The organism is Pseudomonas sp. Z4-7, assembly GCF_051131965.1.
Lineage (GTDB): Bacteria > Pseudomonadota > Gammaproteobacteria > Pseudomonadales > Pseudomonadaceae > Aquipseudomonas.
In genome coordinates this window covers 2490678-2506609 of record NZ_CP071642.1, presented here as the reverse complement: position 1 = coordinate 2506609, position 15932 = coordinate 2490678, and the positions used below count along the sequence as shown (strand labels likewise).

15 protein-coding genes are annotated in these 15932 nt (G+C 56.1%); 6 read left to right on the top strand and 9 right to left on the bottom strand.

Annotated elements, in window-relative coordinates; translation table 11 throughout:
* Nucleotides 1-120: 120 nt before the first annotated feature.
* Nucleotides 121-1026 carry a LysR substrate-binding domain-containing protein gene (locus J3P91_RS11495; protein WP_434604204.1) on the top strand — a complete coding sequence of 302 codons (906 nt, stop codon included), beginning with the start codon at nt 121-123 and terminating at the stop codon, nt 1024-1026.
* Between the two features lie 167 nt (nt 1027-1193).
* Here J3P91_RS11495 and J3P91_RS11490 read toward each other — a convergent pair whose 3' ends face one another.
* The 8 genes from J3P91_RS11490 to J3P91_RS11455 all read right to left on the bottom strand — a co-directional run bounded on the left by J3P91_RS11490 (nt 1194) and on the right by J3P91_RS11455 (nt 9718).
* Complete coding sequence (locus J3P91_RS11490; protein ID WP_434604202.1) at nt 1194-2222, bottom strand: alpha/beta hydrolase; 1029 nt, start codon at nt 2220-2222, stop codon at nt 1194-1196.
* A 498-nt stretch (nt 2223-2720) separates the two neighbouring features.
* The gene (locus J3P91_RS11485; RefSeq protein ID WP_434604200.1) at nt 2721-3209 is read right to left on the bottom strand and encodes a (R)-mandelonitrile lyase; all 489 of its coding nucleotides are present in this window, start codon (nt 3207-3209) and stop codon (nt 2721-2723) included.
* Nucleotides 3210-3263: 54 nt separating this feature from the next.
* Nucleotides 3264-3548, bottom strand: coding sequence for a LysR family transcriptional regulator (locus J3P91_RS11480; protein ID WP_259194248.1), 285 nt, complete (start codon nt 3546-3548; stop codon nt 3264-3266).
* Nucleotides 3538-3855, bottom strand: coding sequence for an antibiotic biosynthesis monooxygenase family protein (locus tag J3P91_RS11475; protein ID WP_434604198.1), 318 nt, complete (start codon nt 3853-3855; stop codon nt 3538-3540). The genes J3P91_RS11480 and J3P91_RS11475 overlap by 11 nt, the downstream gene beginning before the upstream one ends.
* 461 nt (nt 3856-4316) lie before the next feature.
* Nucleotides 4317-5477, bottom strand: a complete 1161-nt coding sequence (locus J3P91_RS11470; protein ID WP_434604196.1) for an MFS transporter — start codon at nt 5475-5477, stop codon at nt 4317-4319.
* A gap of 205 nt (nt 5478-5682) precedes the next feature.
* Nucleotides 5683-7155 (bottom strand): NAD-dependent succinate-semialdehyde dehydrogenase, encoded by a 1473-nt coding sequence (locus J3P91_RS11465; protein ID WP_434604194.1) that lies wholly within the window; start codon nt 7153-7155, stop codon nt 5683-5685.
* Between the two features lie 87 nt (nt 7156-7242).
* A complete protein-coding gene (locus J3P91_RS11460; RefSeq protein WP_041931358.1) occupies nt 7243-7374 on the bottom strand; it encodes a rubredoxin in 132 nt (43 codons plus the stop codon).
* Between the two features lie 232 nt (nt 7375-7606).
* Nucleotides 7607-9718, bottom strand: coding sequence for a 3-hydroxyacyl-CoA dehydrogenase NAD-binding domain-containing protein (locus tag J3P91_RS11455; RefSeq protein WP_434604192.1), 2112 nt, complete (start codon nt 9716-9718; stop codon nt 7607-7609).
* Between the two features lie 282 nt (nt 9719-10000).
* Here J3P91_RS11455 and J3P91_RS11450 point away from each other — a divergent pair, with 282 nt between their 5' ends.
* Genes J3P91_RS11450 through J3P91_RS11440 form a run of 3 tightly spaced genes read left to right on the top strand, consistent with a single transcriptional unit; the run spans nt 10001 to nt 12761 of the window.
* Complete coding sequence (locus J3P91_RS11450; RefSeq protein WP_013692824.1) at nt 10001-11170, top strand: thiolase domain-containing protein; 1170 nt, start codon at nt 10001-10003, stop codon at nt 11168-11170.
* A gap of 4 nt (nt 11171-11174) precedes the next feature.
* The gene (locus tag J3P91_RS11445; protein ID WP_434604190.1) at nt 11175-11588 is read left to right on the top strand and encodes a Zn-ribbon domain-containing OB-fold protein; all 414 of its coding nucleotides are present in this window, start codon (nt 11175-11177) and stop codon (nt 11586-11588) included.
* A complete protein-coding gene (locus tag J3P91_RS11440; protein WP_434604188.1) occupies nt 11589-12761 on the top strand; it encodes a lactonase family protein in 1173 nt (390 codons plus the stop codon).
* A gap of 52 nt (nt 12762-12813) precedes the next feature.
* On the opposite strand, the gene J3P91_RS11435 is transcribed toward J3P91_RS11440, so the two are convergent.
* On the bottom strand, nt 12814-13653 hold the full coding sequence (locus tag J3P91_RS11435; protein ID WP_434604186.1) for an SDR family NAD(P)-dependent oxidoreductase: 840 nt from the start codon (nt 13651-13653) through the stop codon (nt 12814-12816).
* A gap of 361 nt (nt 13654-14014) precedes the next feature.
* On the opposite strand from J3P91_RS11435, the gene J3P91_RS11430 reads away from it, so the two are divergent.
* Both J3P91_RS11430 and J3P91_RS11425 read left to right on the top strand, forming a co-directional pair.
* On the top strand, nt 14015-15130 hold the full coding sequence (locus J3P91_RS11430; RefSeq protein WP_048392918.1) for a CapA family protein: 1116 nt from the start codon (nt 14015-14017) through the stop codon (nt 15128-15130).
* A 3-nt stretch (nt 15131-15133) separates the two neighbouring features.
* Nucleotides 15134-15910 carry an SDR family oxidoreductase gene (locus J3P91_RS11425; RefSeq protein ID WP_048392916.1) on the top strand — a complete coding sequence of 259 codons (777 nt, stop codon included), beginning with the start codon at nt 15134-15136 and terminating at the stop codon, nt 15908-15910.
* The last annotated feature ends 22 nt before the right edge of the window (nt 15911-15932 follow it).

The window sequence follows — 15932 nt, the reverse complement described above, 5'->3', positions numbered from 1 at the left end:
TTCCCCTACTCGGCAACACTTCCCTGTCGATCACCATCGCTAGCAAACTCCTCCGTAAACTCTACGCACCACGCACCGGAATGTTATTGTTCATGCGCACCCACGAAGATCATTCAAGCCATGCAAGACGACATCCTTAAGCAGTCCTTTGGTGGATTGATGGCCTTTATTGCCGTCGCCCGCGAAAAGAGTTTTACTCGAGCAGCGGCGCATCTTGGCCTGTCTCAATCAGCGGTCAGCCATGCCGTCAGCTCACTGGAGCGGAATCTGGGCACGCGCTTGCTCGCCCGCAACTCCCGCTCAGTCTCACCAACGGAAGCCGGTGAAAGACTACTGGCAACGGTCAGTCCCCGCTTCGAAGAGATCGACGCTGAATTACTGGCATTGTCAGAACTGGGCGAAAGCCCAACCGGGACCGTACGCATCACCGCATCGGATCACGCCATCCGATCGATCATCTCGCCAAAGCTAAAGAAATTCCTACCGAAATATCCTGGGATAAAAGTCGAGCTGTTCGCAGACAATGGACTCATCGACATCGCTGCGGATCGTTTCGATGCCGGCGTTCGATTGGGTGAAGCGGTGGCCCAAGACATGATCGCCGTACGCATCGGTCCTGACATGCGATTTACCGCAGTAGCGACCAGGCGCTACTTCGCCAGTCGACCAAAACCAGAGACACCCGAAGACCTGATTCAGCACAATTGCGTCAATCTGCGTCTTCCCACCCATGGCGGATTGTGGCCTTGGGAGTTCGGGGAGGATGGTCGACAACTTAACATTCGGGTTGACGGCCAGCTGATTTACAACAGCATTTATGATTGCCTTGATGCAGCCATTGCCGGTTTGGGTATCGCCTATGTACCTGAAGACATCGCCGAGCCCTACGTCAAGGCCGGCCACCTGATTGCGGTACTGAAGGACTGGTGCCCCCAGTGGACAGGACTTCATCTCTATTACCCAAGCCGTAGGCAACCCTCAGGGGCTATGACGTTATTGATCGCCGCCTTGCGACACGAGTCATGACGGATAAAAAAAGGCCCTGCACAGCGTGCAGGGCCTGAAAGAGCCATGAAGACTCAAGGGATGAACGTTCCACCAAGGGCAAGTCGAGCGATGCGCACTACGACCTACGTTCAGACTTGAAGCCCCAACATCCTATGCAACCGGGCAGTTGCGGCTTCAAAGATGGGTTACTTCAGGTTGGTCCGGAAGAATGAAGTCAGCTTGTCGAATGGAATGAGATTTACCCGATCATACAAGTCCACGTGGCCTGCGCCTGGCACGATGACCAACTCCTTGGGCTCACCCGCCAGCTTGTAAGCCTCTTGGCTGAATTCCAGCGAGTGTGCTTCAGAGCCTGCGATGAACAACATAGGACGAGGCGAAATCGACGCAATATCGTTGAACGGATAGAAGTTCATGAACTTCACGTTGCTGGTCAGCGTTGGATGCGTCGTCACTTCAGGCGAAGACCCGGCCGGGGTGAACTCACCACGAGGCGTGCGATAGAAATCGAAGAATTCGCGCTGGATGGGATGGGTGCTCGCGTCCAGTTTATGCACGGTGCCGCCGGTGTACTTGGTTTCGCCACCGGTGAACTCCACATAACGCTGCTCAGCCGCCTCTGCGATGATCTGCTTGCGCTGTTCAAGTGTTTGCGAGTGCTTGAGCGCGTCGCGGTTGGCTGCGCCCATGTCATACATACTGACGGTGGCAATCGCCTTCATCCGAGGGTCGATTTTTGCCGCGCTGATGACAAAACTGCCGCTGCCACAGATACCGAGAACGCCGATGCGGTTGCGATCGATATACGACTGGGTTCCAAGATAATCGACCGCTGCGCTGAACGCTTCGGAGTAAATATCCGGCGCCACGGCGTTACGCGGTTGCCCCTCGCTTTCGCCCCAGAATGATTGGTCTATCGCAAGGGTCACAAAGCCTTGTTCAGCGAGTTTCTGAGCGTAAAGGTTTGAGCTTTGCTCTTTGACCGCACCCATCGGGTGGCCAATGATAATCGCAGGGCTTTTGTTGGCCTGATTCAAATTCTTCGGCACATACAGATTCCCAACGACTTTCATGCGGTACTGATTATTGAAGGATACCTTTTGCTCAGTCACCTTATCACTCTTGAAAAAGTTGTTCGCGCCGTTGGACATATCGGCTGCCATCGCAGTAAACGAACTAGCCAGCAGGGCCAGCGTTAAAAATAATTTCTTCATGGTGTTGTTCCTAATTAAGAACCGATGTGTGGACATCCAGAACGACTGCGGCCTGACCCAGGCTGGACGAGCGCCAGTGAGTCCAATCCAGTGAGTTGGTCAGCTACGCCGAACGAGGCATTGGTTTTTTATGCCGGGCGCTTCCCCTCATGGCATTGCGTCTCAGCCCACAAGGGATCAATTCGTCGACGTCAATTTATTCGAGGCGCTGCCCGAAAAACACCACATCCCATTGAATGGCGCCATGCATAAAAGTAATTAATAGCGGTCGAATTACCTGAGGTCGGAGACTGGTGCGCTGACGACTTTATAAGCGGCAGCTCGAGGGGCGCCCACGGAGTTCGGGAGGCTCATAGACCTACCCTTCAATCAATGACAAAAAAAGATACCGGCGACCCACCGCGCCAAGCATCAATGTAACAGAATAATGCAGACCTAGTTGTCGACTTTCCCATCCCGTTTTTTAGACCGCGTGGAACCGCAGATGCCCGGTCGGCTTCATTGCGAGTGCCCGTACTGCTCATCAGTAACCGGTTCCAGCCACTCGACATTTTTCCCGTCCTGTACCTCTTGAATTGCCAAATGCGTCATGCCAGTGGAATTCGTGGCCCCGTGCCAATGCTTTACACCCGGAGGTGTCCAAATCACATCGCCAGGCTTGATGACGATTTTCTCCCCCCCTTCTTGCTGGATCCATCCAACGCCGGCCGTGACAACCAGATTCTGGCCCGCAGGATGAGTGTGCCAAGCTGATCGGGCTCCTGGTTGGAAGGTTACAGCACCTGCCGTAACCCTCGATGGCGGTCGCGCTGCAAACAATGGATCAACCCTGACGGTGCCGACGAAATTGCTGGACGAGCCCAGGACAGCAGGTTGCTCCCCGTTTCTGGCAATTTGCATCGTGTTCTCAGGCTCATCGGCAGCGTGCAACGAGCTTGAAATCATCAAGGTTGCGCTCAGCACTGACACGGCAAACGTTATTCTCATCGATAAGCTCCTGCTTGAATGGGTACTTAAAAAAAGAAGGGACAGCACTGCCGATCATCCTCCAGAGGGGCGTATAACGTCCTGGATCCTCATCAATGCCGGGGCCAACCCGCGCACGATTTCGTTGGCCTTGGCCGTGGGCACCAGCTCCTTCGAACGTCGGATAAATAAGGGGTCTTTAAAGTGGACGCGCAGCTTCGCCAGCGTATTGCTCACCGCTGGCTGCTTTACGTTTAGTCGTTCGGCTGCCCGCGTCACGCCTCGCTCGCGATAGACCACCAAGAGAATGAACAAGGCATTGAGATCGATCGCCGTAAATAGCGCTTCATCAAGCTTCATCGTGCGGCCCCCTTCCGATTTGGGGCGTGAAACTGGCAAACGTCAGGTTGGAACATGACGTTACCAAATGATTGACCAACGCCGTCATCGACTCACTTTCAAAGTGCTCAGTCATCATCGATGCCGCGCTCCAGTAGCCACTGAAGACCCACAAACCAGGATCGTGGGAGCTGCGAATCACGCTATAGCCCAGGCATCCGTGTACTTTTTCAAAAGTCTCCGCGTACGCCTTTAAACGCTGTTCAAAGTGTTGGTCAACCTCTTCGATCACTCGAATCTCCAAGGTATTAACTGCGGCGATATTCATATCCGGCCCTGCTTTGCTTGGGTAATAAAATTAAATGACGACTGCGTGCAATGCCTGTGGTGCGCGCGTTCAAGTTCCGCATCCAACAAAAGCATTTCTGCTGCAGCAGCGAGACAAACCTAGCCCCGGCATCGGCCGCTGGCTATACGGCACCTTGTTGATACGCTCATGAACTTTTTTCAACAGTGCTTGTGCTTGAACTGCGCCACCACGAGTCCCGTTGAACAACGGTGACTAAGCCATGAGCGGCACGTTCTACAAAGATAGATGTCGCCGAATCAAGAAGGCACCAATGAAAACAATGAGTTAAGAGGTATCGCGATAAACGGAACGGCATCATTCGAACACCGCCGGGTCGCGATTCGGTGACTGCCGACTGAGCATAAGGCAGCAATGAAACGCAGTCGTGAGGATTGCATCTACGCCGCGCGCTCTTCCTGGGAGATATATCCCGCAATAATTTATTGCCGTGGAAAGGCGTGACGCCTCCCTCCCATGACCACCACGAGGGAAGCACTAACGATGAGCAGCGCAAAACCCGAGAGACTTACTGTCCCGAAGTAGCTTAGGAGCAAACCACCTACAGCACCTCCGCCAAAAATCCCCAAGTTGTAGATGGTCGTCAATATCGCCGTTGCCAGCTCCGCATTATCTTCTGCCACCCGCCCCGTCGCTGACTGGAAAACAGTAGGCATGCCGCCGAACGAAGCCCCCCAGACGAATATCGCAGCCGAAGCGATCATTTGATACGGAACCGCTATCAGCACAACCATCGTCACAGCCGTGCACGTCAACGCGGTGGTCGCTATGAGTCGCAGCCTCGTATCGACGAAACGTCCGGCGATCAGTACGCCCAGGATGGCGCCCGTACCGAACAGAAACAGGCCCTGAGCGGTCCCGCCTGACAGCCTGGTTTTTTGCGCGAGCGGCGCCATGTAGGTGTACAGCGTGTAATGAGCCAGGATCGCGCAAAAAGCCGACAACAAGATCACTCTCAACCCCGGAGTGCGAATAACGTCATGAATCGAAGTGCCGTCCTTGCGCTCCTCTCCCGGCATGGGCGGCACGACCAGCAAAACCCAAACGATGACAAGCAGTGCGAGCAGCGAAAGCAATCCATAGCTGAAACGCCATCCAAGCAATGAGCCCAGCATGCTACCCAGGGGCAAACCGGCGACCATGGCCACGGTACTCCCCGCCAGGGTAATCGCTACAGCCCGTCCCATGTCTTTGCGATCGACCAAGCGGATGGCATAACCACAGATGACCGGCCAGACAACTCCAGCGGCCAGGCCAGCCACCACCCGTGACGCGACCGTCAGCGCATAAGACGTCGAGATGGCGGTAATACCGTTAGCCACTGCAAAGCTCAGCACGAGCATGATGTACAACGATTTGCGAGGCAGACTTCGAGTGAGCGCCACAATGGGGATTGCGGCTGCAGCGGAGGCCAATGCATAGATGGAAACCAATAAACCGATACCAGCGGGGGGCTGTCCAAGGCTCTCCGACATCGCAGGCAGAACCGCTGCCGGCATCGTCTCGGTCAGAATGGTGAGAAACGCTGTAGTGGACAGGGCAAGTAGCCCGATCATAGGCAGGCGACCACTATGGGCACTCATGGGCAGACTCCTTAGTCGGATGCGTTCTTGCGAAGCGCATTGATGCCTTGCGCATCAAAAAAACTCCGACGTTAGCAGGAAGCAGCTTCAGGAAATGCCTGCCTCAGTGAATGCTCCTATGAATCCAAGTGGTCACTGGATTGGCCTTGATCATCGAATAAAGCCAAAGCCCCCAACGCCCGCCACGGAAACTGGGGGCACTGAGTCAGACGCGAGCAGTTTTCTGTAGCACGGTCTTGCTGACCATGTACGAGTCCAGGCTCCACGGCCCCCCTTCTCTTCCAATACCACTGTCCTTCACACCGCCAAACGGCGTGTCAGGATCCGGCGCACCGAAATGGTTGATCGACAGGACTCCAACATCCAGCTCACGACTCAATCGTTCAGCCTGTTCCAGTGAATTGGTGAACGCAAAAGCAGCCAAACCCACGGATAGACTGTTGGAAATCTCGATGGCCTTATCAAGGGTCGAGAAACGAACCGCGACAGCGACCGGGCCAAAAGGCTCATCGGTCATGATGGCGCAATCCAGTGGAGTGTCGACCAGCAGAGTCGGCGCAAAATAATAACCACGCTCACCTACACGATGCCCACCCACGGCAACCTTGCCGCCACGCGCCAATGCGTCATCGACAAAATGCTGCATCGCGGCGAGGCGCCGGACACTGGTGACCGGCCCGATGTCAGACTTCGTATCCATGCCGTCGGCCACACGTACCTGATCGGCGGTTGCCACAAACGCCGCTACGAATTCGTCGTAGATACTCTCGTGTACCAGGAAGCGACCTGGCGCAGCGCACCACTGAGCGTTGATCCGAATTTTGCTCTTGAGTGCCATCTTGCCGATTTCCGCGGCATTGACCCCTTCGCAAACGATGACCGGGGCATGGCCGCCGAGCTCCATCAGCACCGGCTTCATGGCCGCACCCGCCAGTTGGCTCAAGTGCTTGCCGACTGCCACCGACCCCGTCAAGGTCACCATGCGGGTCACTGGCGACTCGATCAGGGTCGAAGACACTAGCGCCGGGTTGCCAAACACCAGATTCAATACGCCCTTAGGCAAACCGGCTCGCTCGAAGCACTGAACCATTGCTACTGCCGCGCCAGGGGTTTCTTCTGGGGCTTTCAAAATGATGGAGCACCCGGCGCACAGTGCACCGCTGATTTTTCGCGACGGCGCGCTCAGCGGCACATTCCATGGCGTGAATGCCGCAACTGGACCGATTGGCTGACGAAGAATCGATTTCTGCATTTGGGCTTCGCCCGGAACGATGGTCCCGTAGGCTCGCAGGGCCTGTGCCATGTCCCAATCGAAGAAGCTCGCCGAACGCTCAACCTCCCCACGCGCATCTGCAATTAATTTGCCGTTCTCTCGGGTGATGATCTGCGCGATTTCTTCGGAACGTGCACGCACGCCGGCGATGGCGCGACTGATGATGATATTACGCTCAGCCGCTGGTGTGTCCCGCCAGATCCTGAACCCCCGCTCAGCGGCGACCAACACGCGTTCCAGGTCAGCGGTCGTGGCCCCGGGGACGCTCGTGAGCGATGCTTCGGTGCTGGGGTCCAACACTTCAAAGCAAGAGGGGCGGTCGAAAATCCATTCACCGTCGATGAAGAGGCCGACGCGCGGATGATCAGCATCGGCGATGACATTATTATTGGTTTCAATGGACATCTGAATTCCCTCTACATTTGGCGCCGAGGGGCGCGGTTGATATCGCCCTCAATCACCGAAAAAACACTGTGCCGAAAAGGCAATCAATCAAATCTCGACCATCTCGAAGTCCAGCTTCGTCGCCGAACACTCAGGGCAAATCCAATCCTGGGGAACATCTTCCCACCGAGTTCCAGCAGGTATGCCCTCTTCCGGAATACCTTCGGCTTCGTCATACATGAAACCGCATAAAATGCATTGCCAAATTTTGAATTCGCCCTCGGACAAGGCTCGTGTGGACGTGTCATTGCTCATGATTTTTCTTCCGTTTCATTTTCTACTTGTTGGCCCCTTTGCCGACCATGGGAAGCGTTTCGTAACCCTTGGGGGACAGCAACCAGGGCGTTGCTTTCACTTTGCCAGAACAGCTGTTACCGGCCGCACGCAGCCATGGTTGCCATTGCCGTGCTTTTCATATGACTGATTTCAGCTCTCTCAGGGACAGCCCTTCATTGGCAGCTTTCGACAGCAGCGGACTAGGTGCCCAACGCCTGCCGTATTGCTCATGCCATTGCTGCACTTGCAGATGGATTTCCGTGGCCCCGATCGTGTCAGCCCAGTACAGCAGCCCACCTCGATGGCGAGGAAATCCAAAGCCGTACAACCACATGACATCAATGTCACTGGCTCGATATGCCTTGCCTTCATCCAGGATCTTGCAGGCCTCGTTGATCGAGGCGAATAACAGACGTTTGAGGATTTCACTGTCGGTAAAGGTACGCTGAGGCGTGCCAAGTTCATGGGCGACGGTCGCGATGATCCGCATCACTTCTTCATCGTGACGAGGTGTACGGTCACCCTCTTCATAGCGATACCAACCGGCCCCATTTTTCTGGCCCTTGCGGCCCAGTTCCACCATCCGATCCGGAACATGGAGCTTCCTGTATTGAGGGTCAGCCGCCGCGCGGCGCTTGCGCGTGTCATAGCTGACATCCAGACCGGACAGATCGCTCACAGCGAACGGCCCCATCGGATAGCCAAATTCAACCATGACCCTGTCAATCTGCTCAGGGCGTGCACCCTCCTCAAGCAGTAGCATCATTTCCGTGACCAGCGGCGCGCGACTGCGATTTGCCGCGAAGCCATCGCACGTCCCGGAGACCGCACAGACTTTTTTAAGATCGCGGCCCATCTTCATGGCCCGCACAACTGTCTCGATCGAGGTTTGATCACCCTTCACGATTTCGCACAGTTTCATCGCGTTCGCGGGAGCGAAGAAATGAGCGCCGGCGACGTACTGCGGTCGACCTGTCATGTTGGCCATGACGTTGATATCAATCGCGGAAGAGTTCGTCAGCAACAGCGCGCCAGGCTTCATCACGGCATCGAGTTTGGTGAATACGTCCTTCTTCAAATCTATCCGTTCAAACACTGCTTCAACCACGACATCGCAGTCGCCGATTTCTTCGTAGTGGGAGACAGGCTGGACAAACTGAAGGCACGCATCCATCTCTTCCACGGTCATGCGTCCGCGCTTGACCTTTACGGCGTAGATGTCACGTATGCGCTGCAGGCCCCTGTCCAGTGCTTCGGCACTCGCTTCCAGGAGCTTCACCACAATGCCTGCGTCAGCGAAGCAAATGGCAATACCCGCGCCCATTGTTCCCGCGCCGATCACCGCAGCGGACGTCACACCAGCCGGCCTGAAACCCGGTGGCGCATCCGGAACCTTGGCGGCCTCACGCTCAGCAAAAAATGCATAGCGAAGTGCTTTGGCAACATCAGAACCCTCCAGCTCAGAAAACAAGCGGCTCTCAACCTCTAGAGCCTCATCAAACGACAGGCTGAAAGCTGCTTCGATACAGTCGATCGCGTACTGTGGCGCTTTGTTGTGAGGAGACTTTTTGGCTACTTCGCGGCGTGCCGCTCGCAGCACATCCATGGTTGTCGCATCCATCGGTTCGAGCACCAAATCGCGTACGCGCTGCGGTTGAGCCTGCGCCACGGCCTTTGCATAGCTTACGGCGGCATCACGAAGCTCTTGGCTTTGTGTTCCTGGAACAATCTGGGAGATAAGCCCGATCTTCAATGCTTCGGCGGCATGGACATGGCGGCTTGAGACGAGCAAACCGGTGGCTACGGCAGCCCCGACCAGCCTCGGCAAGCGCTGCGTACCGCCGCCTCCCGGTATCAACCCGAGAGCGACTTCGGGCAATCCGAGCTTGGCTGCGGGCAATGCAATCCGATAATGGCAAGCGAGGGCGTGCTCAAGACCGCCTCCCAGCGCATACCCATGAATAGCCGCGACAGTCGGCTTGGCGCTGGCGTCAAGTGCCGCGGCGCTCATGCGGGTAGTGATTGTTCTCGCCTTGCCGAACTGTCGAATATCAGCACCCGCGATGAAATTCTGACCGCCCCCCATCAACACGATCGCCGCGACAGCCGGGTCGGCGTTCGCATGGGCAACGGCGTCAATGATGCTCCCTCTCATCTCGGGAGTCAGGGCGTTGACGGGCGGATTGTTGACTGTGATTACGGCCACAACGCCTTCGACTTCGTAACTGACCATCAGGCTTTCGCTCATCTCATCTTCCTGTCTCAAAAAAATAAGGCCTGCCCCTACCCCGCGACCGCTCGCATCCAATGAGCATCCTGGTTTGGCCCGGAAATTTGAGTGCAGTGCCATCCTGCGCTCCAAACAACGTTGAATCGATGGTAGCATGAGTTTTGATAATCAGCACAGATTTCACTGATCGGAACTTTACGCCATGCTACTTTTGCCTTTGACGCTGGGCCGATCCCCCTGAACGAAGGTACCGGAAAGCACATTCGAGCTTCATCTTCATGCACTGAGGAAACCCTAGAGATGACAATAAAAGGCAGGGCATACATCGTCGGAGCGTATGAGCACCCCCTACGCAAGGCCCCCCACCATTCGGTGGCGCAGCTACATGCGGAGGCGGCGAAAGGGGCAATTGAAGACGCGGGATTAAGCAAAGATGACATCGACGGATATTTCTGCGCGGGCGATGCACCCGGCGGGAATGTATGGTCGATGGCCAACTACCTGAATCTGGACAAACTGAGGCATGTCGATTCGACCGATATGGGAGGATGCTCTTATCTCGCCCATATCGCTCACGCAGCAGAATCAATAGCAGCGGGCAGATGCAACGTGGCGCTGATTACACTGGCCGGCCGCCCCAACTCTGAAGGTATCTCTGGGATACAGGCGCGCGTACGAGGCGTCAATCTACCGGACGCGCCATTCGAGATGCCCTATAACCCAGTCACGTTGAACCTCTATGCCATGTGTGCGATGCGCCACATGCATGAGTACGGCACAACCAGCGAGCAACTGGCCTGGGTCAAGGTCGCTGCCTCTCATCATGCGCAACACAACCCTCTGGCGATGTTGCGCAAAGTGGTCTCGGTCGAAGATGTATTGGCATCGCCGATGATTTCTGACCCCCTGCGGCGTCTCGACTCCTGCGTCGTGAGCGACGGCGGCGGCGCAGTTATCGTTGCCCGCCCGGAGATTGCCAAGGCCCTCAACAGACCACGGGTACGGATACTTGGCTGCGGTGAATCCACTAAACACCAGATGGGCGGACGCCTCGACTTGAGCTATACCGGCGCCGCGTGGACCGGCCCTCGAGCTTTCGAAGAGGCAGGTGTGACGCCGGCCGACATCCAGTACGCCTCCATCTATGACAGCTTCACCATCACCGTCATCCTGCAACTTGAAGACCTGGGATTCTGCAAAAAAGGCGAAGGCGGAAAATTCGTGTCGGACGGCAACCTTATTTCGGGCATCGGCAAGTTGCCGTTCAACACCGATGGCGGCGGCCTGTGCAATAACCATCCCGCCAATCGCGGCGGGATCACAAAAATAATCGAAGCCGTACGACAGCTTCGAGGCGAGGCTCATCCAAAGGTGCAAGTTCCCAACTGTTCGCTAGCCCTCGCCACCGGCATCGGCGGCGCGATAGGTCATCGGCACGGTGCAGCCACCGTCATCATGGAAAGGGAGTAAAAACATGTCGACCCCCTACACAGAACGCCCCATCAGCGACCCTATCCTGAACCCCGGTGATGACCCCTATTTCGACGCGGCGGCCGAGGGGCGTCTGCTCTTGAAGAGCTGCAATGCCTGCCATCAACCGCATCATTATCCTCGTGCGTTGTGCCCGTTTTGCTGGAGCACCGATGTCGAATGGATCACCGCAAGCGGGACTGGGGCGATCTACACCTTCAGCATCACACGACGTGGCGCATCAGCACCGTACTGCATTGCCTATGTGCGCCTCGACGAGGGACTGATGATGCTTACGAACATTGTCGATGTTGATCTGGACAGTGTTCGCATCGGGCAGCGGGTCAGGGTCGCGTTTAAAGAATCAGAAAGCGGCATGTCCGTTCCCATGTTCACCATTGACCATTCGGAGGCTTGAATGAGCAGCCGCGCCGTACTCTACAGCGCCGTAGGTGATGTCATCACGCGCTATATGATTGACGTAGACAGCGCAACGCTCTACAGGATGGAAAGCGTCACTGTGGCCTCAAAGGTGCAATACGCATGGCCTCATCCATCCGGCGGCTTCCTGTATGTCTCAACAAGCGACGGTGGCCCGAGGGTGGAGTCCCATCACAATCACGTCAGCGCTTACTCGTTGGGACCTGACGGGCAACTCAACACTCACGGCTTACCTGCGCGACTTCCCTACCGAGCGGTACATTTGTGTATCGACCCCCTGGGACGATTTATCGTCAATGCCCACAATTTCAAGCGCGGCTCATTGACTGTGCACCGCATCAACGCAGACTGCACAATTGGCAGCTGCCAGGCTCAGGATCCGAACACCGACTTTGGGGTCTATCCGCACCAGGTCATGTTTTATCCATCCGCCAAACACGTCCTGGTAGTTGACCGCGGCAATAACGCAACGACAGACAAGCTGGAAGATCCCGGGGCACTCCGTTCATTTCGGCTAACTGAAGAACATCTTCAAATGAGCGATGTGGTTGCGCCGAATCATGGCCATGACTTCGGCCCGCGGCATGTCGACTTTCATCCGACGCATCCATGGCTTTACGCAGCCGACGAGCGAACCAACCGTCTCTACATGTTCCGACATGACGGTGACCGGATCGAGGCCGAGCCAGCCTTCACGCGGGGAACGCTGCGAACCCCTGAGCACGTGCACCCACGACAACTCGCAGGTGCAATCCATGTCCATCCAAGCGGGAAGTTTGTTTACCTGGTAAATCGCGCAGATGCGACGCACTCCCACCAGGGGCACCCAGTGTTCTCCGGAGGTGAAAACAACATAGCCGTCTACGCTATCAACCCTGAAACAGGCGAGCCCACACTTGTTCAGCATGTGGACACTCGTTCCTTTCACGTCCGAACATTTGCCTGTGATCCCAGTGGCCGCTTGCTCGTCACGGCGAGTATCAAGGCCTTGGCCGCATACGATGATGAAAAAGGGCTGACTGTAACGCCCGCGACACTGTCGATATTCCGGATAGGTGATGACGGGCATCTCAAGTACGCTCGAAGCGTTGATGTCGAGACGTCAGGAAATCAACTTCAGTACTGGATGGGTATTGTCGGGCTACGTTGATTGAGCGGTAATGCGCCGATGGTCCCCCACTGCCAGCAGTGGGGGACTACGATTAAATACGATTGAGCAACCGGCCGCCGTCCACCGCCAACGAGATACCCGTGATGAAATTGGCTTCATCGGACGCAAGAAACAGGGCCGCGTTCGCAACATCCCAAGCGGTTCCCTGGCGGCCGAGCGGCACCTTGGCGTTGCGCTCCGCGCTGACCTGCTCACGCGTCTGGTTCCACGCTTGAATACGCGCCTCGACCGCCATCGGCGTCGAGATCAAGCCTGGCAGGATGCAGTTCGCCCTGATCCCATAAGGGGCATTTTGAAGCGCCAACTGCTCGGTGAAAGCAATGACACCCGCTTTTGTAGCCTTGTACGTTACGTAGGGATACTTACCCAATGCCGCCGCGGATGACACATTGACGATAACCCCGCCCCCTTGTTCACGCATGATTGCTACTGCGTGCTTACAAGCAAAGACGGTACCGCGAAGATTGATACGGCAAATGTTATCGAACTGATCTTCGGTGATGTCCATCAAGTCGCCGTCACCACCGGCGAGGCTGACCCCCACATTGTTGTGCAGGACATCCAGGGACCCCCAACGTTTTTTTGCCATCTGCATGGCAAGGGCCAACTCGTTTTCCCGGGTCACATCCGCAGAAAATGCTGCAGCGGAACCGCCCTCCTGAATGATCATCGCCGCAGTTTCCTCAGCGGACTCGATTTGCCGATCAACGGCCAGGACGTGCGCCCCTTCACGCGCAAATCGAATGGCCGCCGCTCGACCGTTACCCATGCCTTCGCCCGGGCTTTGTCCAGCACCAATAACAACAGCAACTTTCCCGGCAAGCCGCCCTGCCGGTGTGTGCCCCTGCGTTTGATCCAGTGAGCTTGCCATTTCCGCCCTCTCTTATTTTCATGTAAGCAATTGAACTAACTGATAATTTCAAATAGTAGACTGGCACCAACGTCGTTTTCCTGAACAGGTGTCGACCCTCGACCTGCCATAGAGACGGTCAGGTAGGTAACGCCTGCGCCCGGACGGATGTCAAAATCGATACTATCACATGTTCTTATTATCGATACCTGTTCCAATCATCAGAACCACGAAAATCCAGACTGACTCTTTATCCAACGACATGATGCCTGTACAAATCGTGGTCATGCCGTTTTCGCGGTGTTATTATTAGTTCTATCTAGCAGCATCTGTTTCATTGATCGAAACCATAAATTTCCCACAAAAATAATAGGAGGGAAAAATGACATCGAACGCCACCATACTGATCGGCGGGGACTGCGGCCCCACGCATGGAGCGAAAGACGGCTTCCCGGTGGAGGGGTACACAGAACTCGTCCTGCCGACTCTTGCCTCGGCCGATATGCGTTTCATCAACTGCATGCGCACCTACTCGGATCGCACCGTGCGCGCAGACCATGCCCCTCAAGTCGGTCAGCCCGTTGAAATGGCTGCTATTTTCACCAATGGCAGGTTCGACGCGGTGACTCTGGCAAACAATCACAGCTACGACAGCGGCCCGGATGCCCTCGTGGATACCCGGGACTTTTTTGTCTCGCGCGGCATCCAGGTGACAGGCGCAGGTCGGGATCTGGAAGAAGCACGACGTCCAGCCATCATTGAACACGACGGCATCAAGGTCGGTTACTTGGGCTATACCTCGCTCGGTCCTGCCGGCAGCGAGGCAGGACTGCAAAAACCTGGCGTGACCAGTATCAAGGTCGATACCTCCTATGAAACACGAGGTCCCCACCAGCCCGTTCGCATTCGCACGGAACCTGACTCCAGCGACCTGGCGAACCTGGTCGAGGACATCAAGAAGCTGAAAGGTGAGGTAGACGTCGTTATCCTGGCTTTTCATTCCGGCGTCATCCGGCTGCCTCGCGTGATCTCCGATTACCAGGTGACCGTAGCCCATGCTGCCATTGATGCAGGTGCAGATATGGTGGTGTGCCACGCACCGCATATTCCCAAAGCGATCGAGATGTATAAGGGCAAAGCCGTCTTCTACAGTCTCGGCGTGTTCGCAATGACCAAGTCGTTTCCCGCGCCTTCATGGAGCGAGCCCGCCTGGTCTCACGGTGCGGTTCGCAATCATGCGGACCTCGATCCCGAATATCCTTTTATGCCCTACGGCAAGGCCTGTACGTTGAGCTTGCTCGCCAAAGCAGTGGCGACCAAAGACGGCATACAAAAGGTTTCGTTCCTTCCGATGGTCATGGACGCACGGTATCGGCCTGAAGTGCTGAATCACGACGATCCTCGATTCCAGGAAGTGCTTTCCTACCTGGAGTGGGCCTCCGAAGACATGCCACATCGATTCAGCGTCGAAGGCAATGAAATCATCGTGTCGGAGTAAATCATGGACTTGAAGATCAACGGAAAAGTGGCAGTCATCACCGCCGCCAGCGCAGGTTTAGGCAAAAACATTGCTCACGCGCTGGCAGCCGAGGGCGTTCATGTGGTGCTATTTGCACGTTCGGCGGACAAACTGACCGCCCTCGCCCAGGAAATAACGGCAAAGCACGGCGTGCGTGCAGTCGCGGTTCCCGGCGACATGCGCGTCGCCGCTGATGTAAAGCGCCTCGCCGACACGGTGAACGCTACATTCAACGGCACCGACATCCTCGTCCTGAACACGGGACGAGCCCCCAATCCGCTGCGGGCGACGCTCGACGAAACTGAAGAGGAACGGTGGCAAGAGGCCTATCAAAATCAACTCTGGGGGACCATCCAGGTCGCCAAGGAAATGGTTCCTCAGATGCTCAAGAAACAATGGGGTCGCGTCATCGCCATTACCTCGGCATCGGTGAAGCAGCCCATGCCGCACCATAGCCTTTCAACCGTTTTTCGCGCCGGCGTCACCGCGTACATGAAACATCTCGCGAACGAGGTGGGCTCTTGCGGCATCACTGTCAATTGTGTAGCGCCGGCATTGATCGACACATCGCACCGCACCGGCACCGCCGCGTACACCCCGGAGCAGGCAGAGGCACGCCGCAAACTCACACCGCTCGGCCGCATGGGGGAGCAAGACGAGGTCTGTGGCGTGGTCGCGTTTCTCGCATCCACACAGGCGGGTTTCATCACTGGATCGAGCATCAGCGTTGATGGCGGCATGATCGGTTCATTGCTTTAGCGTTCAGGCAATACGCTTTCAT